The following is a 23,996-nucleotide window of genomic DNA, read 5'->3' as shown; positions in this document are numbered from 1 at the left end:
CTCCTACAGGGTGTACATCGATCCCCTGTAGGAGCTGCCGCAGGCTGCGATCTTTCGCTTTTAGCAGGCCCCGATGCGAAACCCGAACCGCGGAAAATGCACATGCACCCAACCGCCGCGCTCATCTTTACGACGCAGGATCAATTCCTCGCGACCGGCGAACAGCAGCTCCCCCGCTACCGGATCAACGCCATAGTCAGTCGCGGCAATCACCACTTGCTGACCGGCCTGGAACCCGTTCGGATCGGCAAACTGCTCGTCCGGCAGATCCGCCGGCGTGGCATTGCGCGCCACCTCCAGGGCCTCTTCAGACGTCATCTCGCTCGGCGCACCGTGACCGAATCCCAGTACCCGCGCCAACCAGGCCGACACCGCCGGATAGCTATCCACACACGGTGAAGTCACGGCGGTTGCCTTGAGGAACCACAGCGGATGAGCCATTGCGAAGTCGGCAATCGACGGCTCGCCAAACAGATAATCGCCCTCCTCGCGCTGCAGCTGCTGCTCCAGGCGCGCCATGATTGTCGGCCATTGGTGTTTGGCCTGCTCGGCGGACAAGCGTGTAGCACTGCCACCGCTGAACAACGCGGCGCGGTCGGCGATGAATGCCTTGATCGCTTCCGGCGGCATATTGCCAAAGCGCACAGCTACCGATTCCGGCTGAAACACCAGGCTGACTGCATGCTGGAACATCACCGAATCGGCCCACGCGGCGAAGGAGGCCGCGATCATTTCCTGGCCTTCGGGGAAGAACGCCGGCAAGGCCTTTTCCTGTTCCAGGCGGCGGGCAATCAACGAAGTGTCGCAATAAATATCGGCGCCAACCTGCAACACTGGAGTTTTGCGATAGCCTCCGGTCAGGGCCGTCAGGTCAGGCTTTGGCATCACCGGCGAAATGTTCACCGAGCGCCAGGACAGCCCCTTGAATCCCAGCAGCAAGCGGGCCTTTTCAGAAAAAGGGGAAGTCGGGTAATGATGAAGAATCAACTCGGACATGCTCGGCTCCGCCGCACGGGTAAGGAATCCGCAGCTTAGCGCGCAATCCATAAGCATCACACCGATATGCCTGATGGGAACTTATCAGTCAGATTGATAAGCCGGCAGCAAAGCTCGCCACCAGGCATTCCTTGGCGCTTTTCCTGAGTTTCTTGATCAGCCGTTCCTGGCGCAGCGCTTCGCTTTTATCGCGGCAGAGTTCGGTATAGACCAGCGCCACGGCCGGGCTGGAAAGAAAGAAGCGCGCGCCCTTGCCGCTCTGGTGAGTGGCAAAGCGGCGTACCGGATCGTCGCTGATCCCGCAGTAGAGCGCGCCATTGGCCGCGCGCACGAGGTAGACGAACCAAGGTTTACTCACCGGTGCATTGGCGTCGAGAGGATTTTCGCTGAGGGTGGTCACGGCACAATCAAAACTTGAAAGGAAACAAGCCGCGATCTTATCAGCGACTGGCCTGCCATGCCTTCAGCCCCTTCAGGGCCTGTGCCCGAACGGCGTTCCTTACCAATGGCGTCCAGCCCAGGATCAGGCCTTTGAAACCCAATGCCTGGCGCGACCAGGCCCACAGATCGAAACGGTCGTGGTGTTCGCAGATCTTGCCGTCACGGAAGACGAATCGTGCCTGGATGTCGTTGACCACGGTGTTGCCGGTCTGGCTGAACAGGTAGGTTGCGACCCAATGCGCGGCGCCCGTGTGCTCATCGGCGTAAACGCTATCGAAGGTCAGGGAGAAATCCCTGGCCCGGGTCGTGAGCATGCGCCACATGTCGCCAGCATCGCGCCCGCGAAGCTCGCCGAACGCCGGATCACTGAACACCACGTCATCGGTATAGCAGGCGCTCATGGCCTCGGCGTCCAGCCGCTGGAAGGCTTGGTAGAACTGGGTGATCAATGCGCGATGGGCATCACTCATGGTCAGGCTCCGTACGAATAAAGGATGGCCAGCAAGATAGTCTGCAAAGCCGCCGAACACTATCGACATTCGTGGTGGGAATACCCTCTGGCACGCTAATGCACCATGCCACTGTCACGGGCATAAGCAAACAGATCCACGTCCGTGGAAATGCCCAGCCTCTGCATGGCCATGCTTTTCTGTTTACTGATCGTCGACACGCTGCGTTTGAAGTAACAAGCAATCTCGCTGACGGTCATGCCGCTGGCGAGCATTCTCACCACTTCATGTTCTTTGGCCGACAGTGACGGTAACGGGGACGAGTCCCCGGTGCCGGCCTCGGTCAGTTCGGCGCGCAGGGACTCGCTGATAAACCGCCGTCCCTGACTCACCGATTTGATCGCGTCGGGCAGCTCCGTCGCCGACGCGCCTTTAGCAACGATGGCCGTCACACCTTCAGCGAAGGCCGACCTCAGTGTCGCGACGTTGGCAAACATGGTGACCAGAATGATCGGCAGCGCCGGGTAGTGCCGGCGCACCCTGCTCAGCATCTTCAGGCCATCGGCCTGCCCGTCGCCCGGCATGCAGAAGTCTGTGATCAGCAGATCACAAGGTAGTGTGGAAAGAAGACTCAGCAGGCTGTCGGGGCCGTCGGCTTCACCGACAACCACGCAGGTTGTGCTTGAATCGATGAGCATCCGCAAGCCGATACGAACGACGGGATGGTCGTCAGCGATGATGACGCGCATGGTCGTAGTTTTCCTGTGAGGTGACTGGAATGCGCGAAAAATAGCGCTGTCCACTGGCCACTACAACAACCAATCTCATCAGTAAAATAGCGACACTCAATGCCTTCGGGGTTTTGTCCTTTCTCTTACAAAACAAACAGACGCCCCCTACTTTTTTAAGCTACGTCACCCACGCCAAAAGACTACAGACAATACAGCGAACCATGACGAGTTGTAGTCCGTCGTCATCCTTCGTGCTCCGGACGCCGCGTTTTCGTATTAGTTGCATTCCTTCCGTCTACCCCGGCCTATAGATTGCCTCCTGTCCACCCAGGGTAATGACTGACAACCTCCTTCAAGGAAGAGCCAACGCATGAACACACCTTTATCATTGCTGGCCGCAGTCTTGCTGCTGACAGGCGCTCCGTCCGCTTTGGCCAGTTCCAACACCGACTTGAGTGTCACCGGCATGATCACTCCCAGTGCCTGTAAGCCCAGTCTCTCGAGCGGCGGTATCGTCGAGCACGGCAGGGTGGGGATGAAGGACCTGCATCCGGACCAGCCCACCCGGTTGGAAAACGGCACGCTCTACCTCGACGTGAACTGCGAGGCGGCCACCCTGTTTACCCTGACCACGGTGGATAACCGCAGCGGATCTTCCGCCATCAGCCCTAGCCAGCACGGGCTGGGGATCGTTAATGATGACGAGAAACTGGGCAGTGTAGCCCTCGGTCTGTTTGACGCGATTGCCGACAAAGCCGCGGTAAAAACCATCTCGTCCCGGGACGATGGTGTCAGTTGGCGAGCGTCGCCCTACCTGGGACATGCCGGCAAGACTTCGTTTGCGGCGATGAATGCCCCTGACACACCGATCGCCATAAAAGACCTGCATGCAAGGCTGACGGCATTCACCATTATCGTGCCTGCCAGCGACCTGACTCTGACCGATGAAATCCCCATCGACGGCCATATCACCGTGCAACTGGACTACTGACAGACCGCGTGCTGCGCAATATCAGCCTGGAGCGCTGACACCGGCAACCGGTGTCACGCCAGCACCCTTTTTTGATCATTCAACGAGACACGTCATGACGATGTTTTCTGCTTTCGTGCGCCCTCTGATCCACGCCGGCGCTGGCTTATTCCCGCTCTTGATGACCGTTTACGCCCAAGCTGACGGGATGGTCCCGAACACTTCCGTGGTCATCATCAATGAGGCCGATGGCGAGGCGTCCGTTACAGTGACCAACACTGATACCACTCTGGCGTTAATGCACGTCACTCTCGAAAACATTGCCGAAGACCCTGAATCGCTGGTGTTTGTGACACCACCGCTGGCCCGGGTTGAAGCGTCGAAAACCCAGTTGGTGCGCTTTATTCTGCAATCGGAAAAACCCTTGCTCACCCAGCGTTTGAAGCGGGTGATCTTTGAAGGCATACCGCAAGGCAAACCCGCCGCCGAAGCTGGACAGGCCCGTGTAGGGGTGACAGTGCGCCAGAACCTGCCGGTGATTCTGCACCCTAAGGGCCTGGCGCCTAATCGCACCCCATGGACTGATCTTCAATGGTCACTAAATGGCGATCAACTGACCGTGCGCAATGACACTCCCTACGTGGTCCGTCTGGGCCAGCAGGTACATCTGCTGCCTTCAGCGGGCAGTGCGATGTTGCCCAAGACCTACGTGTTGCCCGGTGAGCACATCAGTGTTTCGGCACCAGCCGGGGCTGCCACGCATGTGCGCTTTCAACCGGCCACCGTCTACGGTTTTGCGGTACCGCTCTATGACGCGCCGATCAGCTCCTGACGATTGCAGCGACCCACGACGCCACAAAGGAACGGTGAGCGCCTTGTTTTCAGTGAAGTGGAATCAACCGCCACGAGCGTGACTGAGGCCACAGTGCAATCGGCCGGCACGCGCGCATAAACCAAGTGAAACCCATGAACACAGTGATGATTTACCGTGACGGCGAAGCCATGCCCGCGATTCGGTTGATTGCTCATCCTCACGCCTGCCGGCTGTGGATGAAAGCAGTGTTGCTGCTAGCTATTGTGCTGATGGCGCTCGATGCACGAGCCGACGTGCCGTCGCCGGCATCGTTCGATAAAAACACCCTGCAGCAACGCGGTATCGATCCGGCGCTGGCGACGCTGTTGCTGGCGGCACCGAGCTTCCCCGCAGGGCGGCATCCGCTCACGTTGTCGGTCAATGGCCAGCGTCAGGGTCGGGTCGACGTCCGGTTCAATCGCGACGGGACGCTGTGCTTTGATCGCGACTTGCTCGACGCGGCGAACCTGGGTGTGCCTGAACAGTTGGTGGACGCACAACCTGCAAACGACACCCCGTGTCACGATGTGCTCGGCACCTGGCCGCAAACCGTCGTCGATCAGGACCCGGCCAATCTTGCCCTGTCATTGATCGTGCCCGGCGACGCACTGCGCCCGGTTCTTCGAGATGTGTCCGGCTATCAAACCGGCGGCATCGCCGGTCTGCTCAATTACGACGTAACCGGTCTGCACAGCCGATACGGCGATGATTCGAGTCGCTACGCCTCGGCCAGCACCGAGTTGGGTTTCAATGCCGGTGACTGGATCGTGCGCAGCCGACAGATTCAGACCAGGCAGGACGATATCTCCCGCACGACGCACATTGCGGCGTACGCCCAGCGCACATTCGCCAGCCAGGAAGCGGTGCTGCAGGCGGGCCAGATCAATCTCTACAACCCGGTGCTGGCCGGTGCGCAGATCACCGGCGTGCAAGTACTGAACGAACAGGCACTGCAGGTCGAAGGACAAAGCGCGGTCATCGAAGGCATTGCCAACAGTCAGGCGCAGGTCGAAATCCGCCAGAACGGCGCGTTGATCCACTCCACGGTGGTGCCCGCCGGACCGTTTGCGTTGACCAATGTACGTCGCCTCAACAGCCGCTCCGATGTGGAAGTCACGGTCAAGGAGGCTGATGGCAGCGAGCGCCGCTTCACCGTTCCTGCCGCGATGCTCGGCATCGGTTTACCGGCTCCGGGTTACTCGCTGGCGGCTGGCAGGGTGCGCAATACCGGCGACGAAGAAGGTGGCGATCCCTGGGTGATCAGTAGCGGCTGGAGCGGTGCACTCGGCGCACAAGCCCTGCTGAGCGTCGGCATTACCGGCGCCGATGAGTACCGCGCGGCGGGTGCCGGCATCGCGCTGTTACCCTCGCCTGCCACACAGATTCAAGCCACGTTGACAGGTGCCGACGCCAGCGGCCAACAAGCCGGTAAAGGGCTTCAGATCGACCTGAGCGCCTCGCACCTTTTGAGCGCGCAGTGGTCACTCAATACCGGCGGTTCTTACCGGACCCCGGGTTACCGGGAACTGGAAGACGCAGTGTTCGATAGCACCAGTGACCAGCGCAATTCCCGTTACCGCGACCAGCAAAGCGCTGCGCTGTCCTGGTCCCATCCCTGGCTCGGTGCATTCAGTGCCGGCTTCAGTCGTTCTGGCACGTTCGACGGTGACAGCAGCAGCCGCGCGCTCGCCTCCTGGGGGACCAACATCGGCGGTGTATCGATCTCGGCTACGGCTGAGTGGCAGGTCAGTGGCGCCAACCGCAGCGACGACAGCGTATATGTGAACCTGAGCATCCCGCTGGGCCAGAACCGCCGGGCACGCACCTGGGCGCGCAGCACGGGCGGCGAGTACCGCAGCGGCGTGGGCGTGAGTGAACAGATCAACGATCAACTGGCGTATCGGGTCGGCGTCGAGCACGACACACGAGACCGGCAGGTGCAATCGAGCGCGGGGGTTTCCTTGCTGCCGCGCTACACCCAACTGGACCTGAACTACACCCGTACCGATGCCGAGCGTGACAGTTATCAGATCGGTGCCCGGGGCGGGGCCGTGCTGCACGGCGGTGGCGTGACGCTGTCGCCCTATCAGGTGAGCGACACCTTCGCGCTGCTTTCGGTGGGCAATATGGGCGCGATCAAAGTGACGACGCCCAGCGGCCCGGTCTGGACCGACTGGCAAGGCCGGGCGGTGGTCCCGCAAGTGGTGGCCTACGGTCGCAGCGCGGTGGAAGTGGACACCAGAACCCTGCCGCGCAACGCCGACATCAACAATGGGCTGGCGGTGATTTCGGCCGGCCGCGGTGCCGTCGACAACGTTGAGTTTGGCATCACGATGACCCGTCGAGCCTTGCTCAAGGCCACCACCGCCAATGGCGCGCCGCTGCCGCGCGGGGCCACTGTGAACAACGCGGATGGCGAGTTCGTGACCCTGGTACAGGACGGCGGCCTGGTGTTTTTGCCCAATGTCCTCGACCGCCGCGCGCTGTGGGTCCGCGCACCGGGGATGGAGCGCTGCGAATTGCGCTTCGAACTGCCCGCCGACGCGGACACCAACGCGTACTACGAAACCGCCCCCGCCAAGTGCCGAGCCCTCTGAGGATGACTTCATGAATCTGTCTCGCTATCTGCTGCTGACTCTCACGCCCCTGGCACTGAGCGGATTCACGCCACTGGTCTTGGCGTCCAACGACGACTGTCAGTTCAACCTGAGCCAGCCGGTGCTCGATTACGGCTTGATGAACCGGGCGATCCGTCCCGACTCAGCACCGCAGCGACAGCTTGGTATGCGCCAGCTCAGCCTGACCTTGAGCTGCACGCAGCCCATCGACATGAGCCTGTTCTACCGGGCCATGGCGGCGACGGCCGAACGCTTTCACTTTGCCGAACGCGGCAGCTATCAAGTACGGATTCGCGATGCCGTACTCGACGGCCAGTCGGTGGAGATCGGCTTGATTGCCGGGGCCGGTCAGCCACCGAGCAAAACGGCATCGACCCTGATCTGGCGACCGGAACACGGGGTGGTGCCGGTGCAGGCCGGCGTGCCGGTACAGGGACGCAGTTTCTCGGCTCAGCTTGAGCTGACCGCCTGGGTTCAAGAGCAAGGCATGCAGGTGCGTGATGCGGTGACCTGGGAGGCTTCCGGGGCGTTCGACGCCATCGGTGCCGGACGCAGCCGCGAGGCGACCTTGCGCGCCCGTTTCGCCCCGGGAGCCTGCGAACCCATGCTGTCCAATGGCGGCGTGGTCGACTTTGGCACCCTGTCGAAAAATCAGCTCGACACCGAAAAGAGCACGCGCCTGCCACCCAAGTCCCTGACCTTGACAGTGGCTTGTGACGCGCCCACTTCATTCGCCCTGATCATGCAAGACAACCGCTCCGGCTCAGCCACGGTCACCAGCGACATTTTCTACGGCCTGGGAACCGACAGCCGCCAGAACCGGATCGGCCTGTATTCGCTCAACGTCGACCCGGCCGACGCCAGTGCCGATGGCTTCGCCCGCCTCTACCGAACTGACTCCACCACCGGCGGCGTGGCCTGGAGCACCGCCAGCGCCAACCCGATTCCCCTCGGTAAAACCAGTTACCTGGGCTTTACCGACAGCCCTGGCAGCAACGCCGGCCCGGTACTGATCCAGAACCTCAGCACCACCCTGACCGTCGATGCCGTCATCGCCCCCACCAACCACTTGGATCTGAGCAGCGCCATCGATCTCGATGGTGCCGGGACGATCGAGATTATTTACCTGTAACACCCAACCCGATCCTGCTGGATCCGGGGTGCATTTGGGCACCTCGAGCAGTCAGGACGATAACCATAGACGTGAGTAAAACATGATGAAAAAATACCTTGCAGCACTTTCCGCCACAGCACTTATCAGCGTTGCGCCTTATGCGCTGGCAGCGTCCACTGATTTGACCGTCACCGGCACCATCGTGCCGGGTGCTTGCACGCCGACCCTCTCCGACGGTGGCGTCGTTGATCATAAAAAGATTTCAGCGAAAGATCTGAATCCGGATCTCGTTACAAACCTGCCAATAAAGACGCTGCAATTGTCGATCAATTGCGATGCTGAGCAGCCGTTCAAACTACGCACCGTCGATAACCGGCCTGGCACGTCGATCATCAGCTACGCCTACGGTCTGGGTTTTATCAATGGTGATCAAAAGCTCGGTGGGTTTTACATAAGAATGGCCAATCCTCTGGCAAACGGCGTCCCGGTATTGACCCTGAGTTCTTACGATGGCGGTACAACGTGGAAGTATAACCAATGGATGGATCCTGATAGTGGCCTGCTCTCGGTCGGTTCAGTTAGCGACACCACCACCCCGATAGCCGTCAAGGACGTGACGATGGATCTTCAAGTACACACCAGAATCGCTCGCGCCGACGGCCTGGACCTGAGTGACGAAGCGGCTATCGACGGGTCGATCACCCTGGAAGTCGACTACCTGTAACGTAGCCGCCCTTGCCCGGAATCATTCTTCGGGCAAGGGTTGATTGCGCACCGTCGTGCAGCTAGACGGTGCCGTAAGTTGTCTAGTTGCCATTCAGACTTTTTCGCTGACCACCTGAACGTAAAGCGAACGCCCGGCGCCCAGCCCGGCAATGATCGCACCCAGGCCGATCACCCCGAAGATCCAACCCACGGCGCTCCAGCCGCCGGTCCAGTCGTGCACGATGCCGACCGCGAAAGGCCCCATGGACGCCAGGGTGTAGCCGAACCCCTGGGCCATGCTCGACAGGTTCGCCGCCACGTGGGAATCGCGCGAGCGCAACACGATCAGGGTCAATGCCAGGCTGAACGTGGCGCCCTGCCCCAGCCCCAGCACAATCGCCCATCCCCACAAGCCTTCGATCGGGGCGTACAGGCAACCGAACAAACCTGCCAGGGTCAGCGCCATGACGATCACGATCGCCAGGCGCTGGTCCTTGCCGCGAGTCGCCAGCCATGGCGCTGCAAGGGAGCTGATCAATTGAACGATCACCGACCCCGACAGCACCAGCCCGGCCTGGGTTGCGCTCAGGCCACGACCGATCAGGATCGACGGCAACCAGCCGAACACGATGTAGGCCAGGGACGATTGCAGGCCCATGTACAAGGTGACTTGCCAGGCCAACGGGTCGCGCAGCAATCCTCGCACGCGATAGGCAACGTTATGCGCGCCGTGTTTCTGCCCGGTTTGTGGCAGCCAGAAAATCGCCGCAATCAAGGCTGGAATTACCCAGAACCCGAGGCCCAGGCTCCAGCTTTTGTCGAAGTGTTCGCTCAGCGGCACCGTGGCGCCCGCGGCCATGGCCGCGCCCAGGCACAGGGCCATGGTGTAGACACCGGTCATGGTCCCGGCGTGTTTAGCGAAGTCGCGCTTGACGATGCCCGGCAGCAACACGCCGATCACGCCGATGCTCGCTCCGGCCAGCACACTGCCGGCAAACAGGCCGATCTCGCCAAAGGCGCTGCGCAGGATGATCCCGCCCGCCAGGGTCAGGAGAATGCCCAACACCACCCGCTCCGCGCCGAAACGCCGCGCCAGTACCGGTGCCAGCGGGGCGAATAAGCCAAGGCACAGTACCGGCAACGTGGTCAGCAACCCGGCCTGTGACGCCGACAACCCCAGGGTTTTCGACACCTCGCTCAGCATTGGCGCCATGCTCGACAACGCCGGGCGCAGGTTCAGCGCCACAAGGATCAGCCCCAGCAGCAACAACCACGGCCGAACCAGGATCGGCTGGGTTTGCTGGACCTGTTCGTCATCGGCCTCGGCGTCGATCAGCAGCTCTTCCAGCTCTGCCGTGCGCTTGGGTGAAGTGACATCGGTGTGCTGGCTGGACATGGCGTTCTCGGTTTCAAGGTTCATTGATCAACTGCCTCGACAGGGCTTTGGCCCGCTCCGGGTCGCGTTGCTCCACGGCGTCAAGCAGTTCGACGTGCAGGTCGAACACCTCCTGGCGCCGGGGCGTGATGTTCAGGCAATGGCGCAATTGTTCTCCGACAACACTGGAGAAATAGCGATACAGCTCACTGAGCGTCGGGTTGTGCGCGGCGTCCACCAGGCGCCGGTGGAACACCAGGTCACAGGCGATATAGGTGTCGAGATCGCCGTGATAGTGGGTACCGCTGACGCCCAGTGCCTCGCGCAAGGCCACCAGGTCTTCATCGGTGCGGCGCATGGCGGCCAGGCCAATGGCCTCGACTTCCAGGATGTGCCGGGTCTCGCGGGCCTGTTCGAGTGAGCAGCGCGACAGCGCCTTTAGGGTGTCCAGCGGATCGACCACCGCGCGCAGGTAACTGCCGTCTCCCTGACGGATCTCGATCAACCCGGAAAACGCCAGCACGCGCATGGCTTCGCGCACCGTGTTGCGGCTGATGCCCAGCTCTGCGGACAACTCGGGCTCGGTGGGCAAACGCTGACCGACCGCCCAGACGCCCTGGTTGATGCGCAAGCGCAACTGCTCCAAGGCCTGATCGACCAGGGAGCGCTTGATTAACGGAGAAGTATCTGACATGGGATTCATCCTTTCATCCAATCATAGGATGAATTTTCTGACATCTTAGTCAGCTTAACGCCAGAGAACAACCCTCCCCTCTGTAGGAGGTAGGAGCGAGCATGCTCCGGGCGGCGTTCCGACGATGGTCGTCAACGATAACGTTGGAAACCTGGCACCCCGCGGAGCACTCAGGTTTTTCGCGAGCATGCTCGCTCCTACTGGGATGGCAGGGATGGCAGGGACGGCAGGATTGGCAGGCGAAAAAAAACCCTTCACGGTTTGCCGTGAAGGGCCTTTTTTGATGCCCGTGTATCAGGCTTCGGTCTTGGCTGCCGCTGCTTTGGCAGCCGCGTCCTTGATCAGCGCCTGCAACGAACCATCAGCGGACATTTCAGTCATGATGTCGCTACCGCCAACCAGCTCGCCAGCTACCCACAATTGCGGGAAAGTTGGCCAGTTGGCGTATTTAGGCAGGTTGGCGCGGATTTCCGGGTTCTGCAGGATATCCACGTACGCAAATTTTTCGCCACACGCCATCACGGCCTGCGCGGCTTTCGCGGAGAAGCCGCACTGCGGGGCATTCGGCGAGCCTTTCATGTAAAGCAGAATGGTGTTGTTGGCAATCTGCTCTTTAATCGTTTCGATGATATCCATGGAGCACCTCGGCTGAACTTTCCGACTCATGGGTCGGCACGGTGGCGCATTGTAACGGAAAGCCGAGCGCCCTGCTCGGTCTCTCCGTCAGATGCGATCAGGCCGCTACCACGGTCACTGGTACACCGTTCAACGCCGCATTACCCGACAACTCGTCGAGCTGACACTCGTCGGTCAGGTCATTGGCGCTGGAACCCGGCTGACCACTGGCGATGCTCATTTGCACACCTGGCCGGGCATGGCCCCAACCGTGTGGAAGGCTGACCACACCTTTCATCATATCCAGGCTGGCCAACACTTCCACTTCGATCACCCCGACCCGCGAACTGACCCGCACCTTCTGCCCGTCGCTTAACTTGCGACTCGCCAGATCATCCGGGTGCATCAACAACTGATGACGCGGCTTGCCCTTCACCAGACGGTGATAGTTGTGCATCCATGAGTTATTGCTGCGCACATGTCGCCGACCGATCATCAACAACTCATCGCTGGTCGGCGCCTGCAATGTCGCGAAACGCGCCAGGTCGGCGAGGATCGCGGCGGGGGCAGCCTGGACTCGTTGATTGGCGGTTTTCAGGCGGGGCGCCAAGTTGGGTTTCAGTGCGCCCAGGTCAACCCCATGGGGATGATCGAACAGGGTTGCCAGCGACAGCTTGTGTGGCGACGCATCGCCGTACAATCCCATGCGCAAGCCGCGGTCGATCATCTGCGCCGGGGCGATGGTGGGCTTCAACTCCTTGCCGGTCTTCGCTGCAAACGCCTGGGCCAACCCGACGAAAATCTCCCAGTCGTGCAATGCACCCTCGGGCTTGGGCAGGATGGCGCGGTTGAAGCGGCTGACGTTGCGCACCGCAAACATATTGAAGGTGGTGTCGTAATGATCGTTTTCCAGCGCAGAAGTAGACGGCAGGATCAGGTCGGCATAACGCGTGGTTTCATTGATGTACAGGTCGACACTGACCATGAACTCCAGGCCGTCCAGCGCCTGCTCCAGCTGGCGTCCATTGGGCGTGGACAGCACCGGGTTGCCCGCCACGGTGATCAATGCACGGACCTGCCCTTCGCCTTCGGTGAGCATCTCTTCGGCCAGCGCCGAGACCGGCAGTTCGCCACCGTACTCCGGGCGCCCGGACACCCGACTCTGCCACACATTGAAGTGCCCACCCGACGTCGAAGCCACCAGGTCCACCGCCGGTTCCGTGCACAAGGCACCGCCGACGCGGTCGAGGTTGCCGGTAACCAGGTTGATCAACTGCACCAGCCAATGGCACAGGGTGCCGAATGCCTGGGTCGAGACGCCCATGCGGCCGTAGCAAACCGCCGTGGGTGCGGCGGCAAAATCCCGTGCCAATTGGCGGATCTGCTCCGCCGGCACCGCACACAATGGACTCATGACGTCGGCGGAGAAACCGGTCACGGCTTCGCGCACCTGGTCCAGACCGTCCACTGGCAAATGACTGTCGCGGGTCAGGCCTTCGGCGAACAGGGTATGCAGCAGACCGAACAGCAGCGCCGCATCGCCACCGGGGCGCACGAACAGATGCTGGTCGGCGATTGCCGCCGTTTCGCTGCGACGCGGATCGACCACCACGACCTTGCCGCCTCGGGCCTGGATCGCCTTCAAGCGTTTTTCCACGTCGGGCACGGTCATGATGCTGCCGTTGGAGGCCAGCGGGTTGCCGCCCAGGATCAACATGAAGTCGGTGTGGTCGATGTCCGGTATCGGCAGCAGCAAACCGTGGCCATACATCAAGTGACTGGTCAGGTGATGGGGCAACTGGTCGACCGACGTCGCGGAATACCGGTTACGGGTTTTCAGCAAGCCAAGGAAGTAATTGCTGTGGGTCATCAGCCCATAATTGTGCACGCTGGGGTTGCCTTGATAGACCGCCACCGCGTTCTGCCCGTGGCGCTCCTGAATCGCAGCCAGGCGTTCGGCGACCAGGTTGAAGGCGTCGTCCCATTCGATGGGTTGCCACTCGCTGCCCACCCGTCGCATTGGCTGATGCAGGCGATCCGGATCGTTCTGAATGTCTTGCAAGGCAACCGCTTTGGGGCAGATGTGCCCACGGCTGAAGCTGTCCTGGGGGTCGCCCTTGATCGAGGTGATCTGCAGGCTGCCATCGAGCTCGGTGGTTTCGATGGTCAGCCCGCAAATGGCTTCACACAAATGGCACGCACGGTGATGGAGAGTCTTGGTCATGGCCAGTCTCTGTCTTGTTCGGGGCGGGCAATAACGACCGCGGAAACAAAACTATGGTGCCTGCCCCTCCACCGCGCCAGCGACGTTCATCTTGTGAATCGGTGGTTATCAGGCCTGCCGATAACCGCAAGCCATCAGCTGGACGGCAACCTCGGCGGCGCCTGCAACTGGATTTCCTGGAGGGTTTCGACCGGCCCTTGGGCTGCGTGCACACCGGTCAGCTCGCCAATCAGGCGCCAGTGTTCGTCAAGCCCGGCACTGATGGTGACCATGCGATCGATCATGCGCCGTCCTGCGTCGCGTGTGACCTGGTCGTCGCTGCGCAGCAGTTCGAAAGACATCGATGTCATGGAGGCGGTCAGGTGAGTCAGGGAGCGTGCCGTGAGGCCGAGCAATTCCATAAGCTGCTGTTCTTTCGATTCCATCGCTGAGCTTCCTGCGTCACTCGTGAATTAGTTATAACCCAGCACTTTGCATTCGCAAGTATTTCAGATCGGCTGCGCCCGGCACCAAGGTCACGAACCACCGGCCGAAAACCGACTGTCTGTTCGCCATCCCCGCCCCTCTGGATTGCCAAGTTCCAAGGCCCCGGTGTACAAATGACTGGCTGCAGTCAGGAAACAGGCTTCAAAAGCGCTATTGCGGTCCACCGATAGCCCCTCTGAAATCCCCTAAAAACCGTAGCCCTATTGGTAAGACGCGACATTTAATTATAAGATCGCGCCTTCCCCTATTTCGTCGCCCCGTGCGGCTTACGCCGCAGGTCTCGCCCGTTGTTCCGTTAAACAAGGCTTTGAGCATCTGCGGTTTGTAGCAAAAAGGTAGTCAATGATGAGCGCAAGGCACTTTCTCTCCCTGATGGATTGCACGCCCCAAGAGCTGGTCAGCGTGATCCGTCGAGGCGTTGAGCTCAAAGACCTGCGTAACCGCGGTGTACTGTTCGAGCCTTTGAAAAACCGCGTGCTCGGGATGATTTTCGAAAAGTCCTCGACCCGCACCCGAATTTCGTTCGAAGCCGGCATGATCCAGCTCGGTGGCCAGGCGATCTTCCTGTCGCCGCGCGACACCCAACTGGGCCGTGGCGAACCGATCGGCGACTGCGCGATCGTCATGTCGAGCATGCTCGACGCCGTGATGATCCGCACCTTTGCCCACAGCAACTTGACCGAATTCGCCGCCAACTCCCGTGTGCCGGTGATCAACGGCCTGTCCGACGACCTGCACCCGTGCCAGTTGCTGGCCGACATGCAGACGTTCCTCGAGCACCGTGGCTCCATCCAGGGCAAGACCGTTGCCTGGATCGGTGACGGCAACAACATGTGCAACAGTTATATAGAAGCGGCGATCCAGTTCGACTTCCAGTTGCGCATCGCCTGCCCGGAAGGTTACGAACCCAATCCCGAATTCGTGGCCAAGGCCGGCGATCGGGTGACCATCGTTCGTGATCCCCAGGACGCCGTGCGCGGTGCGCATCTGGTGAGCACTGACGTCTGGACCTCCATGGGCCAGGAAGAAGAAACTGCCAAGCGCCTGCAGCTGTTTGCTCCATACCAGGTCAACCGTGCCCTGCTCGACCTGGCCGCCCCGGACGTACTGTTCATGCATTGCTTGCCGGCCCACCGCGGCGAAGAGATCAGCCTCGACCTGCTCGACGACCCGCGCTCGGTGGCATGGGACCAGGCTGAAAACCGGCTTCACGCACAAAAGGCCCTGCTCGAGTTTCTGGTCGAAGCGGCGTACCACCACGCATGAGCCAGCCATTACTGCTTAACCTGCGCAACCTCGCCTGCGGCTATCAAGACCAGCGCGTGGTGCAAAACCTCAACCTGCATTTGAACGCCGGTGACATCGGCTGCCTGCTGGGCTCCTCGGGCTGCGGCAAGACCACCACCCTGCGCGCCATCGCCGGCTTCGAACCGGTGCACGAAGGTGACATCCAGCTGGCTGGCGAGACCATCTCCAGTGCCGGTTTCACCCTCGCACCCGAGAAACGTCGCATCGGCATGGTGTTCCAGGACTACGCCCTGTTTCCGCATTTGAGCGTGGCTGACAACATCGCCTTCGGCATTCGCAAACATCCGAACAAGGATCGCGTCACCGAAGAGTTGCTCGAACTGGTCAACCTGAAAAACCTCGGCAAGCGTTACCCCCACGAGCTCTCCGGTGGCCAGCAGCAACGGGTCGCCCTGGCTCGCGCCCTGGCGCCAGAACCGCAATTGCTGCTGCTGGACGAACCGTTCTCCAACCTCGACGGAGAATTGCGCCGCAAACTCAGCCACGAGGTGCGCGACATCCTCAAGGCCCGTGGCACCAGCGCGATCCTGGTCACCCACGACCAGGAAGAGGCCTTCGCGGTCAGCGATCACGTCGGCGTGTTCAAGGAAGGCCGGCTTGAGCAATGGGATACGCCCTACAACCTCTATCACGAACCACTGACACCCTATGTGGCCAGCTTCATCGGCCAGGGTTACTTCATTCGCGGCCAGTTGAGCAGCCCGGAGTCGGTGCAGACGGAACTCGGTGAATTGCGCGGCAACCGCGCCTACACCTGGCCGGTCGGCGGTGCGGTGGATGTATTGCTGCGTCCGGACGATATCGTCTATGCGCCAGACAGTGCATTGAAGGCGCGGATCGTCGGCAAGTCTTTCCAGGGTGCCTCGACGCTTTACCGCCTGCAAATGCTGACCGGCGCACAACTGGAATCGATTTTCCCGAGCCACGTCGATCATCAGATCGGCGCAGAAGTCGGCATTCGTGTGGCGGCGGAACACCTGGTGCTGTTCCAGGCCTCCGGCAGCATGGCGGCGCAGATTCCAACCGTTGATTCAGGCGTGCGGCGCCACAGCACCGCGCACTGATCAACAGCAAAAGATCGCAGCCTGCGGCAGCTCCTACATTGGAATGCGCTCCCTGTAGGAGCTGCCGCAGGCTGCGATCTTTTCGTTTTCAACCCAAGTTCAAGCTCGGCCTATATCGGCGAATGTTGCCTGGGTGTGCTCCGCCAGCACCGCCGGTGCCAGTTCGACCTCCAACCCCCGCCGTCCCGCACTCACAAAAATGCTCGCCAACGGCTGCGCCGAACTGTCGATAAAGGTCCGCAAGCGCTTCTTCTGTCCCAGCGGGCTGATACCGCCCAGTAGATAACCGGTGGAGCGTTGCGCCGCCGCAGGGTCGGCCATTTCGACCTTCTTCACCTTGGCCGCATGGGCCAGGCCCTTCAAGTCCAGGCTTCCGCCGACGGGCACCACCGCAACCAGCAATTCGCCTTTCTCACTGGCCGCCAGCAAGGTCTTGAACACTTGCGCCGGGTCCAGTCCGAGCTTCTCCGCCGCTTCCAGCCCATAGGAAGCGGCCTTCGGGTCATGTTCATAACTGTGCACACGGTGTTCGGCGCGAACCTTTTTCAGCAAATCCAATGCGGGTGTCATGACAGCTCCAGACTGGGTGGCGGTAGAAAATCCTGGGCCGGATTCTAAGACATTGACCCACAAAAGGCTCTATCGCGGCACTGCCTTAAAAAAGCCCACGTGATTTTGCACACTCACCGACGCGATCATTCACAGAACTAATAGATTATTTGTGACCGACGGTTCACTTTCGACCTTTGACATCAGCGTTTCTTGTCTATATTTTTTCGTTTCTGAAACTGTATGAAATGTCTTACCGCAGTACCCAGCTGTAAAACGGGAACAGGATGGGGATCCTGCCTCAATGAAGAACGCGCTTCGACCATGATGAAATGAAAGCGCCAGACAAGAAAAAAAATGAGGTTTCAATGACAACTGCTTTACAACAACCGTCGCTGTCGAGCCAATGCATGGCCGAGTTCCTGGGGACTGCGCTGCTGATCTTCTTTGGTACGGGCTGCGTTGCCGCGCTCAAGGTCGCGGGTGCCAGCTTTGGCCTCTGGGAAATCAGCGTTATCTGGGGTGTCGGGGTGAGCATGGCGATCTACTTGACCGCCGGGGTTTCCGGCGCTCACCTGAACCCTGCCGTCAGTATCGCATTGAGCATTTTTACCGACTTCGAAAAGCGCAAACTGCCTTTCTACATCGTCGCCCAGGTGGCTGGCGCCTTTTGCGGCGCGTTACTGGTGTACACGCTGTACAGCAATCTATTCTTCGATTTCGAACAAACTCACCAAATGGTTCGCGGCAGTGCGGCCAGCCTCGAATTGGCGTCGGTGTTCTCCACCTTCCCCAATCCAGGCTTATCCACGGCCCAGGCGTTCCTCGTCGAAGTGATCATCACCGCCATCCTGATGGGCGTGATCATGTCGCTGACCGACGATAACAATGGCCTGCCCAACGGCCCGCTGGCGCCGATACTGATCGGCCTGCTGATTGCGGTGATTGGCAGTTCCATGGGCCCGCTGACCGGTTTTGCGATGAACCCGGCACGGGACTTCGGTCCTAAACTGATGACTTTCTTCGCTGGCTGGGGTGAAATTTCCTTCACTGGCGGCCGCGATATCCCGTACTTCCTGATTCCGGTTTTTGCGCCGATTGTCGGTGCCTGCCTGGGTGCTGCCGCCTACCGCGGCTTGATTGCCCGTCACTTGCCTGGCGCCGCGCCTGCTACACAGGATGCAACACCGGCCATTGACGGCAAGCCCAGAATTTCCTGATAGCGTTGGCGCGCGAACCTGCCCGTTTACTCGCGCGCCAGACCTCACTTCCCTTTTTCGTCCAAGGCAATCGACATGACCGACACTCAGAACAAGAATTACATCATTGCCCTCGATCAGGGTACGACCAGCTCGCGCGCGATCATTTTCGACCGCGACGCCAACGTGGTCTGCACCGCACAGCGCGAGTTCGCGCAGCATTATCCGCAAGCCGGCTGGGTCGAACACGATCCGATGGAAATCTTCGCCACCCAAAGCGCGGTGATGGTCGAGGCCCTGGCGCAAGCTGGCCTGCATCACGATCAGGTTGCAGCCATCGGCATCACCAACCAGCGTGAAACCACGGTGGTCTGGGACAAGAATACCGGCCGCCCGATCTACAACGCGATCGTCTGGCAATGTCGGCGCAGTACCGAAATCTGCCAACAGCTCAAGCGCGATGGCCATGAGCAATACATCAGCGAAACCACAGGACTGGTTACCGATCCGTACTTTTCCGGCACCAAGCTCAAGTGGATTCTCGACAACGTCGAGGGCAGCCGCGAGCGCGCGCGCAACGGTGAGCTGCTGTTCGGCACCGTGGACAGCTGGCTGATCTGGAAATTTACCGGCGGCAAGGTGCACGTCACTGACTACACCAACGCCTCGCGCACGATGCTCTTCAACATCCATACCCTGGAGTGGGATGCGAAGATGCTGGAGTTGCTGGACATCCCCCGGGAAATGTTGCCGCACGTGAAGTCCTCTTCGGAAATTTACGGCCACACCAAAAGCGGCATCGCCATCGGTGGTATCGCTGGCGACCAGCAGGCCGCCCTGTTCGGGCAGATGTGCGTCGAATCCGGCCAAGCGAAAAACACCTACGGCACCGGTTGCTTCCTGCTGATGAACACCGGTGACAAAGCCGTGAAATCCAACCACGGCATGCTCACCACCATCGCTTGCGGCCCACGCGGCGAAGTCGCCTATGCGCTGGAAGGGGCAGTGTTCAACGGCGGCTCCACCGTCCAGTGGCTGCGCGATGAGTTGAAGGTCATCAACGACGCCCACGACACCGAATACTTCGCCAACAAGGTCAAGGACAGCAACGGCGTGTACCTGGTGCCAGCCTTCACCGGCCTCGGCGCGCCGTACTGGGACCCTTACGCCCGTGGGGCGCTGTTCGGCCTGACCCGTGGCGTGCGCGTCGACCACATCATTCGCGCCGCGCTGGAATCGATTGCCTATCAGACCCGCGACGTCCTCGACGCCATGCAGCAGGATGCCGGCGAACGCCTCAAGGCCCTTCGCGTTGACGGCGGTGCAGTGGCGAACAACTTCCTGATGCAGTTCCAGGCCGACATTCTCGGCACCCAGGTCGAGCGTCCGCAGATGCGCGAAACCACGGCCTTGGGCGCCGCCTACCTGGCGGGACTGGCCTGTGGCTTCTGGGGCAGCCTGGACGAGTTGCGCGGCAAGGCTGTTATCGAGCGCCAGTTCGAACCGACCCTGGATGAAGCGGCGAAGGAAAAACTCTACGCCGGCTGGAAAAAAGCCGTCAGCCGCACACGCGATTGGGAGCCTCACGAAGGGGCTGAATAAGCCAGGCTGTAAGGCTCGTATCGGGATGTAACTGGTAGGGAGCAGATTCCTGCGGCATCATGGGCAAATTTTGCACGGCAGCCCAAAGGACGCCCCATGAATCTGCCTCCCCGTCAGCAGCAAATCCTCGAACTGGTTCGCGAACGCGGTTATGTGAGCATCGAGGAAATGGCCACGCTGTTCGTTGTTACCCCGCAGACCATCCGCCGCGACATCAATCAGCTGGCGGAAGCCAATCTGTTGCGCCGCTACCACGGTGGCGCGGCTTACGATTCCAGTGTTGAAAACACTGCCTACGCCATGCGCGCCGATCAGATGCGCGACGAGAAACAGCGCATCGGCGAAGCCATTGCCGCACAGATCCCCGACCACGCTTCGCTGTTCATTAATATCGGTACGACCACTGAGTCGATTGCCCGCGCCCTGCTCAATCACAATCACCTGAAGATCATCACCAATAACCTGCACGTGGCCTCGATGCTCAGCGCCAAGGACGACTTCGACGTCCTGCTGACCGGAGGCAATGTGCGGCGAGACGGTGGCGTGGTCGGCCAGGCCAGCGTCGACTTCATCAACCAGTTCAAGGTCGACTTTGCCTTGGTCGGCATCAGCGGCATCGATGAAGATGGCAGCCTGCTGGATTTCGATTATCAGGAAGTGCGGGTATCCCAGGCGATCATCGCCAACGCGCGCAAAGTGATTCTCGCCGCCGACTCCAGCAAATTCGGGCGCAACGCCATGATCCGCCTGGGGCCCATCAGCCTGATCGATTGCCTGGTGACCGACCAGCAGCCGGTGCCGGCGCTGACGCAGTTGTTGAATCAACACAAGATTCGCCTCGAAGTCGTTTAACCCCTGCGCCTGTGGTGAGGGGATTTATCCCCACTCGGCTGCATAGCAGTCGCAAATCCTTCGCACCCGGTGTACCAGGTACACCGTGGGTGCAGGCTTCAGGGCCGCTGCGCAGCCCAACGGGGATAAATCCCCTCGCCACAAGCCCTCGCCTGTCTTATTAAAATGTTCGAATATTTTCCTTTAACCGCCCTTCGATGAGTTTTTTCAATCGAAGTCGACTGGCTGTGCGTGTCTTTATGGGCTAAGATTTTCGCAAATGAACATTAATGTTCGAATTCAAATACAAAAAATCAAAGAATTCCGAGGCCTTAGCCGATGCCCACTTCTATTTCACCTACGCCTCCTCTCGCCGAGGTCTACGATATCGCCGTCATTGGTGGCGGGATCAATGGCGCAGGGATCGCGGCAGACGCCGCGGGCCGCGGGCTCTCGGTGTTCCTTTGCGAAAAGGATGACCTGGCCAGCCACACCTCATCGGCCAGCAGCAAGCTGATCCACGGCGGCCTGCGTTACCTTGAACATTACGAATTCCGCCTGGTGCGCGAAGCCCTGGCCGAGCGCGAAGTGCTGCTGGCCAAGGCCCCGCACATCGTCAAGCCAATGCGTTTCGTACTCCCGCATCGCCCGCACCTGCGTCCGGCCTGGATGATCCGCGCTGGCCTGTTCCTCTATGACAACCTGGGTAAACGGGAAAAGCTGGCCGGTTCCAAAAGCCTGAAGTTCGGTCCCGACAGCGCGCTGAAAAGTGAAATCACCAAAGGCTTCGAGTATTCCGACTGCTGGGTCGACGATGCGCGCCTGGTGGTATTGAATGCCATGGCCGCCCGGGAAAAAGGCGCACACGTCCACACCCAGACCCGCTGCGTCAGCGCGCGTCGCACCAAAGGCCTCTGGCACCTGCACCTGGAGCGCGCCGATGGCAGCTTGTTTTCGATCCGTGCCAAGGCGCTGGTGAACGCAGCCGGTCCCTGGGTCGCCAAGTTCATTCGTGACGACCTGAAAATGGAATCGCCATACGGCATCCGCCTGATCCAGGGCAGCCACCTGATCGTACCGAAGCTGTACGAAGGCGATCACGCGCACATCCTGCAAAACGAAGATCAGCGCATTGTCTTCACCATTCCATACCTCAATCACTTCACCCTGATCGGCACCACCGACCGCGAGTACACCGGTGATCCGGCAAAAGTGGCGATTACCGAGGCCGAAACCGATTACCTGCTGCAAGTGGTCAACGCCCACTTCAAAAAACAGATCGGCCGTGGCGATATCCTGCACAGCTACTCCGGCGTTCGTCCGCTGTGCAACGACGAGTCCGACAACCCATCGGCCGTCACCCGCGACTACACCCTGGCGCTGTCGGGCAGTGGCGAGGAAGCGCCCCTGCTGTCGGTATTCGGCGGAAAACTGACCACCTATCGCAAGCTGGCCGAATCGGCGCTGGCGCAACTGGCGTCGCACTTCCCGCACATCTTGCCAAGCTGGACCGCCAACGCCCCCCTGCCGGGCGGCGAAGACATGAGCACACCGCAGGCGCTGAGCGCGCAGATCCGTGACAAGTTCGACTGGATCCCCAGCGAAATCTCGCGCCGTTGGGCCACCACCTACGGCAGTCGCACCTGGCGCATGCTCGAAGGCGTACAGAACCTCAACGACATGGGCGAACACATTGGCGGCGGTCTCTACACCCGCGAAGTCGATTACCTGTGCAGCGAAGAGTGGGTGACCAGCGCCCACGACGTTCTGTGGCGGCGCAGCAAACTCGGCTTGTTCACCACCCCCGAACAACAGCAAAGGCTCGCCGATTACTTGAGCAAGGTCGAGCAGAACCGCAGCAAGATCGAAGCAGCCTGACGGATTGCTTGAATAGAGCAGCAGATCAAAAGATCGCAGCCTGCGGCAGCTCCTACAGAGCGAGTTGCCGCAGGCTGCGATCTTTTTGCATTCGGTTTTCCGAACGCGACTGGGTGGTCAATTCGGTTAACCGGATTTCCCTTACCTAAAAAAACCTCAATAAATATTTAATCTCCTTATAAATCAATGTATTGAACCATCGAGCCTGGCCTGGCACGAGTCATGCTCTACACTCTTGGACGAATGTTTGTTGTACCGACGCTCCAGGAGCCGTCGGGCATTCGAAGCACAAAAGGGCCGACGAACTGGCTCCATAAAAAAAACAATGTCGAGGAAAATTTGATGCGCATCGTTCCCCATATCCTGGGCGCAGCCATTGCTGCCGCTCTGATCAGCACGCCAGTTTTCGCCGCCGAACTCACCGGCACCCTGAAAAAGATCAAAGAGTCCGGTGTCATCACCCTCGGGCATCGTGACGCTTCCATCCCGTTCTCCTATATTGCGGACGCTTCCGGCAAACCGGTCGGCTACTCCCACGACATCCAGCTCAAAGTCGTCGAAGCGCTGAAAAAAGAACTGGATCTGCCGAACCTGCAGGTCAAGTACAACCTCGTCACCTCGCAAACCCGTATCCCGCTGGTGCAGAACGGCACCGTGGACCTGGAATGCGGTTCGACCACCAACAACGTCGAGCGCCAGCAACAAGTCGACTTCTCCGTCGGCATCTTCGAAATCGGTACTCGCCTGCTGTCCAAGGCAGACTCCAAGTACAAGGATTTCCCGGACCTGGCCGGCAAGAACGTCGTGACCACCGCCGGCACCACGTCCGAGCGCATCCTCAAGGCGATGAACGCCGACAAGCAGATGGGCATGAACGTCATCTCCGCCAAAGACCACGGCGAGTCCTTCCAGATGCTGGAAACCGGTCGCGCCGTTGCATTCATGATGGACGACGCCCTGCTGGCCGGTGAAGCGGCCAAGGCCAAGAAAGCCAGTGACTGGGCCGTGACCGGTACGCCACAGTCCTACGAAATCTACGGCTGCATGGTGCGCAAAGGCGACGAGCCGTTCAAAAAGGCCGTGGATGACGCCATCAAGGCCACCTACGCATCGGGCGAGATCAACAAGATCTACGAGAAATGGTTCATGCAGCCAATCCCGCCAAAAGGCCTGAACCTGAACTTCCCGATGAGCGACGAGCTCAAGGCCCTGATCGCCAATCCGACCGATAAAGCGGCTGACGACAAGAAATCCTGATTTCTGACTAACCTTATCTCCTGAGAGGGCCACTGCC

The 23,996-nt window shown here is 60.2% G+C and carries 22 protein-coding genes; 12 read left to right on the top strand and 10 right to left on the bottom strand.

Annotation, left to right across the window (positions count from 1 at the left end; genetic code table 11):
- Positions 1 to 60 precede the first annotated feature (60 nt).
- The 4 genes from AC3WWR_RS10355 to AC3WWR_RS10340 form a co-directional block, all read right to left on the bottom strand.
- Positions 61 to 996 carry a glutathione S-transferase family protein gene (locus AC3WWR_RS10355; protein WP_492598671.1) on the bottom strand — a complete coding sequence of 312 codons (936 nt, stop codon included), beginning with the start codon at positions 994 to 996 and terminating at the stop codon, positions 61 to 63.
- 88 nt (positions 997 to 1,084) lie between these two features.
- Complete coding sequence (locus tag AC3WWR_RS10350) at positions 1,085 to 1,396, bottom strand: GIY-YIG nuclease family protein (protein ID WP_432668549.1); 312 nt, start codon at positions 1,394 to 1,396, stop codon at positions 1,085 to 1,087.
- Positions 1,397 to 1,436: 40 nt separating this feature from the next.
- Positions 1,437 to 1,907 carry a nuclear transport factor 2 family protein gene (locus AC3WWR_RS10345; protein WP_179055602.1) on the bottom strand — a complete coding sequence of 157 codons (471 nt, stop codon included), beginning with the start codon at positions 1,905 to 1,907 and terminating at the stop codon, positions 1,437 to 1,439.
- Between the two features lie 95 nt (positions 1,908 to 2,002).
- Positions 2,003 to 2,635 (bottom strand): response regulator, encoded by a 633-nt coding sequence (locus AC3WWR_RS10340; protein ID WP_083349700.1) that lies wholly within the window; start codon positions 2,633 to 2,635, stop codon positions 2,003 to 2,005.
- 352 nt (positions 2,636 to 2,987) lie between these two features.
- Here AC3WWR_RS10340 and AC3WWR_RS10335 point away from each other — a divergent pair, with 352 nt between their 5' ends.
- The 5 genes from AC3WWR_RS10335 to AC3WWR_RS10315 all read left to right on the top strand — a co-directional run bounded on the left by AC3WWR_RS10335 (position 2,988) and on the right by AC3WWR_RS10315 (position 8,896).
- Entirely contained in the window at positions 2,988 to 3,608 is a 621-nt protein-coding gene (locus AC3WWR_RS10335; protein ID WP_083349701.1) for a DUF1120 domain-containing protein, read from the top strand.
- Positions 3,609 to 3,702: 94 nt separating this feature from the next.
- Positions 3,703 to 4,419, top strand: a complete 717-nt coding sequence (locus tag AC3WWR_RS10330; RefSeq protein WP_083349702.1) for a fimbria/pilus chaperone family protein — start codon at positions 3,703 to 3,705, stop codon at positions 4,417 to 4,419.
- A 134-nt stretch (positions 4,420 to 4,553) separates the two neighbouring features.
- Positions 4,554 to 7,037 (top strand): fimbria/pilus outer membrane usher protein, encoded by a 2,484-nt coding sequence (locus AC3WWR_RS10325; RefSeq protein ID WP_492598670.1) that lies wholly within the window; start codon positions 4,554 to 4,556, stop codon positions 7,035 to 7,037.
- A gap of 10 nt (positions 7,038 to 7,047) precedes the next feature.
- Positions 7,048 to 8,190, top strand: a complete 1,143-nt coding sequence (locus tag AC3WWR_RS10320) for a DUF1120 domain-containing protein (protein ID WP_492598669.1) — start codon at positions 7,048 to 7,050, stop codon at positions 8,188 to 8,190.
- 82 nt (positions 8,191 to 8,272) lie between these two features.
- On the top strand, positions 8,273 to 8,896 hold the full coding sequence (locus AC3WWR_RS10315) for a DUF1120 domain-containing protein (RefSeq protein ID WP_318646566.1): 624 nt from the start codon (positions 8,273 to 8,275) through the stop codon (positions 8,894 to 8,896).
- 93 nt (positions 8,897 to 8,989) lie between these two features.
- On the opposite strand, the gene AC3WWR_RS10310 is transcribed toward AC3WWR_RS10315, so the two are convergent.
- From AC3WWR_RS10310 to plzR, 5 genes are all read right to left on the bottom strand, one after another.
- Positions 8,990 to 10,297 carry a CynX/NimT family MFS transporter gene (locus AC3WWR_RS10310; RefSeq protein ID WP_492598668.1) on the bottom strand — a complete coding sequence of 436 codons (1,308 nt, stop codon included), beginning with the start codon at positions 10,295 to 10,297 and terminating at the stop codon, positions 8,990 to 8,992.
- Positions 10,287 to 10,946: a FadR/GntR family transcriptional regulator gene (locus AC3WWR_RS10305; RefSeq protein ID WP_020799848.1), complete on the bottom strand. Its 660-nt coding sequence runs from the start codon at positions 10,944 to 10,946 to the stop codon at positions 10,287 to 10,289. The genes AC3WWR_RS10310 and AC3WWR_RS10305 overlap by 11 nt, the downstream gene beginning before the upstream one ends.
- 294 nt (positions 10,947 to 11,240) lie before the next feature.
- Positions 11,241 to 11,582, bottom strand: coding sequence for a Grx4 family monothiol glutaredoxin (gene grxD, locus AC3WWR_RS10300; RefSeq protein WP_007938922.1), 342 nt, complete (start codon positions 11,580 to 11,582; stop codon positions 11,241 to 11,243).
- A 97-nt stretch (positions 11,583 to 11,679) separates the two neighbouring features.
- Positions 11,680 to 13,785, bottom strand: coding sequence for a molybdopterin oxidoreductase family protein (locus tag AC3WWR_RS10295; RefSeq protein ID WP_492598667.1), 2,106 nt, complete (start codon positions 13,783 to 13,785; stop codon positions 11,680 to 11,682).
- A gap of 134 nt (positions 13,786 to 13,919) precedes the next feature.
- Complete coding sequence (gene plzR, locus AC3WWR_RS10290; RefSeq protein WP_020799851.1) at positions 13,920 to 14,210, bottom strand: PlzR type 4 pili assembly inhibitor; 291 nt, start codon at positions 14,208 to 14,210, stop codon at positions 13,920 to 13,922.
- Positions 14,211 to 14,616: 406 nt separating this feature from the next.
- On the opposite strand from plzR, the gene argF reads away from it, so the two are divergent.
- Both argF and AC3WWR_RS10280 read left to right on the top strand, forming a co-directional pair.
- Complete coding sequence (gene argF / locus AC3WWR_RS10285) at positions 14,617 to 15,537, top strand: ornithine carbamoyltransferase (protein ID WP_032831452.1); 921 nt, start codon at positions 14,617 to 14,619, stop codon at positions 15,535 to 15,537.
- A complete protein-coding gene (locus tag AC3WWR_RS10280; RefSeq protein ID WP_110752750.1) occupies positions 15,534 to 16,643 on the top strand; it encodes an ABC transporter ATP-binding protein in 1,110 nt (369 codons plus the stop codon). Before argF ends, AC3WWR_RS10280 begins: the two co-directional genes overlap by 4 nt.
- A 99-nt stretch (positions 16,644 to 16,742) precedes the next feature.
- On the opposite strand, the gene ybaK is transcribed toward AC3WWR_RS10280, so the two are convergent.
- A complete protein-coding gene (gene ybaK, locus AC3WWR_RS10275) occupies positions 16,743 to 17,213 on the bottom strand; it encodes a Cys-tRNA(Pro) deacylase (protein ID WP_020799853.1) in 471 nt (156 codons plus the stop codon).
- A 347-nt stretch (positions 17,214 to 17,560) separates the two neighbouring features.
- On the opposite strand from ybaK, the gene AC3WWR_RS10270 reads away from it, so the two are divergent.
- The 5 genes from AC3WWR_RS10270 to AC3WWR_RS10250 all read left to right on the top strand — a co-directional run bounded on the left by AC3WWR_RS10270 (position 17,561) and on the right by AC3WWR_RS10250 (position 23,959).
- The gene (locus AC3WWR_RS10270; RefSeq protein WP_151143246.1) at positions 17,561 to 18,412 is read left to right on the top strand and encodes an MIP/aquaporin family protein; all 852 of its coding nucleotides are present in this window, start codon (positions 17,561 to 17,563) and stop codon (positions 18,410 to 18,412) included.
- A gap of 75 nt (positions 18,413 to 18,487) precedes the next feature.
- Positions 18,488 to 19,993, top strand: coding sequence for a glycerol kinase GlpK (gene glpK / locus AC3WWR_RS10265; protein ID WP_492598666.1), 1,506 nt, complete (start codon positions 18,488 to 18,490; stop codon positions 19,991 to 19,993).
- 96 nt (positions 19,994 to 20,089) lie between these two features.
- Positions 20,090 to 20,845, top strand: a complete 756-nt coding sequence (locus tag AC3WWR_RS10260) for a DeoR/GlpR family transcriptional regulator (RefSeq protein ID WP_008056633.1) — start codon at positions 20,090 to 20,092, stop codon at positions 20,843 to 20,845.
- 318 nt (positions 20,846 to 21,163) lie between these two features.
- Positions 21,164 to 22,702 (top strand): glycerol-3-phosphate dehydrogenase, encoded by a 1,539-nt coding sequence (gene glpD, locus AC3WWR_RS10255; RefSeq protein ID WP_492598665.1) that lies wholly within the window; start codon positions 21,164 to 21,166, stop codon positions 22,700 to 22,702.
- 342 nt (positions 22,703 to 23,044) lie between these two features.
- A complete protein-coding gene (locus tag AC3WWR_RS10250) occupies positions 23,045 to 23,959 on the top strand; it encodes a glutamate/aspartate ABC transporter substrate-binding protein (protein WP_020800741.1) in 915 nt (304 codons plus the stop codon).
- The last annotated feature ends 37 nt before the right edge of the window (positions 23,960 to 23,996 follow it).

It is taken from the genome of Pseudomonas sp. EB271-G4-1, from assembly GCF_058791355.1.
This window is presented reverse-complemented; position numbering and strand designations above follow the sequence as displayed.

What these genes read in the sequence shown, in the direction of transcription:
- AC3WWR_RS10355 (WP_492598671.1), bottom strand. Translation starts at nt 996, where the DNA reads ATGTCCGAGTTGATTCTTCATCATTACCCGACTTCCCCTTTTTCTGAA.
- AC3WWR_RS10345 (WP_179055602.1), bottom strand. Translation starts at nt 1,907, where the DNA reads ATGAGTGATGCCCATCGCGCATTGATCACCCAGTTCTACCAAGCCTTC.
- AC3WWR_RS10340 (WP_083349700.1), bottom strand. Translation starts at nt 2,635, where the DNA reads ATGCGCGTCATCATCGCTGACGACCATCCCGTCGTTCGTATCGGCTTG.
- AC3WWR_RS10335 (WP_083349701.1), top strand. Translation starts at nt 2,988, where the DNA reads ATGAACACACCTTTATCATTGCTGGCCGCAGTCTTGCTGCTGACAGGC.
- AC3WWR_RS10330 (WP_083349702.1), top strand. Translation starts at nt 3,703, where the DNA reads ATGACGATGTTTTCTGCTTTCGTGCGCCCTCTGATCCACGCCGGCGCT.
- AC3WWR_RS10325 (WP_492598670.1), top strand. Translation starts at nt 4,554, where the DNA reads ATGAACACAGTGATGATTTACCGTGACGGCGAAGCCATGCCCGCGATT.
- AC3WWR_RS10320 (WP_492598669.1), top strand. Translation starts at nt 7,048, where the DNA reads ATGAATCTGTCTCGCTATCTGCTGCTGACTCTCACGCCCCTGGCACTG.
- AC3WWR_RS10315 (WP_318646566.1), top strand. Translation starts at nt 8,273, where the DNA reads ATGATGAAAAAATACCTTGCAGCACTTTCCGCCACAGCACTTATCAGC.
- AC3WWR_RS10310 (WP_492598668.1), bottom strand. Translation starts at nt 10,297, where the DNA reads ATGAACCTTGAAACCGAGAACGCCATGTCCAGCCAGCACACCGATGTC.
- AC3WWR_RS10305 (WP_020799848.1), bottom strand. Translation starts at nt 10,946, where the DNA reads ATGTCAGATACTTCTCCGTTAATCAAGCGCTCCCTGGTCGATCAGGCC.
- grxD (WP_007938922.1), bottom strand. Translation starts at nt 11,582, where the DNA reads ATGGATATCATCGAAACGATTAAAGAGCAGATTGCCAACAACACCATT.
- AC3WWR_RS10295 (WP_492598667.1), bottom strand. Translation starts at nt 13,785, where the DNA reads ATGACCAAGACTCTCCATCACCGTGCGTGCCATTTGTGTGAAGCCATT.
- plzR (WP_020799851.1), bottom strand. Translation starts at nt 14,210, where the DNA reads ATGGAATCGAAAGAACAGCAGCTTATGGAATTGCTCGGCCTCACGGCA.
- argF (WP_032831452.1), top strand. Translation starts at nt 14,617, where the DNA reads ATGAGCGCAAGGCACTTTCTCTCCCTGATGGATTGCACGCCCCAAGAG.
- AC3WWR_RS10280 (WP_110752750.1), top strand. Translation starts at nt 15,534, where the DNA reads ATGAGCCAGCCATTACTGCTTAACCTGCGCAACCTCGCCTGCGGCTAT.
- ybaK (WP_020799853.1), bottom strand. Translation starts at nt 17,213, where the DNA reads ATGACACCCGCATTGGATTTGCTGAAAAAGGTTCGCGCCGAACACCGT.
- AC3WWR_RS10270 (WP_151143246.1), top strand. Translation starts at nt 17,561, where the DNA reads ATGACAACTGCTTTACAACAACCGTCGCTGTCGAGCCAATGCATGGCC.
- glpK (WP_492598666.1), top strand. Translation starts at nt 18,488, where the DNA reads ATGACCGACACTCAGAACAAGAATTACATCATTGCCCTCGATCAGGGT.
- AC3WWR_RS10260 (WP_008056633.1), top strand. Translation starts at nt 20,090, where the DNA reads ATGAATCTGCCTCCCCGTCAGCAGCAAATCCTCGAACTGGTTCGCGAA.
- glpD (WP_492598665.1), top strand. Translation starts at nt 21,164, where the DNA reads ATGCCCACTTCTATTTCACCTACGCCTCCTCTCGCCGAGGTCTACGAT.
- AC3WWR_RS10250 (WP_020800741.1), top strand. Translation starts at nt 23,045, where the DNA reads ATGCGCATCGTTCCCCATATCCTGGGCGCAGCCATTGCTGCCGCTCTG.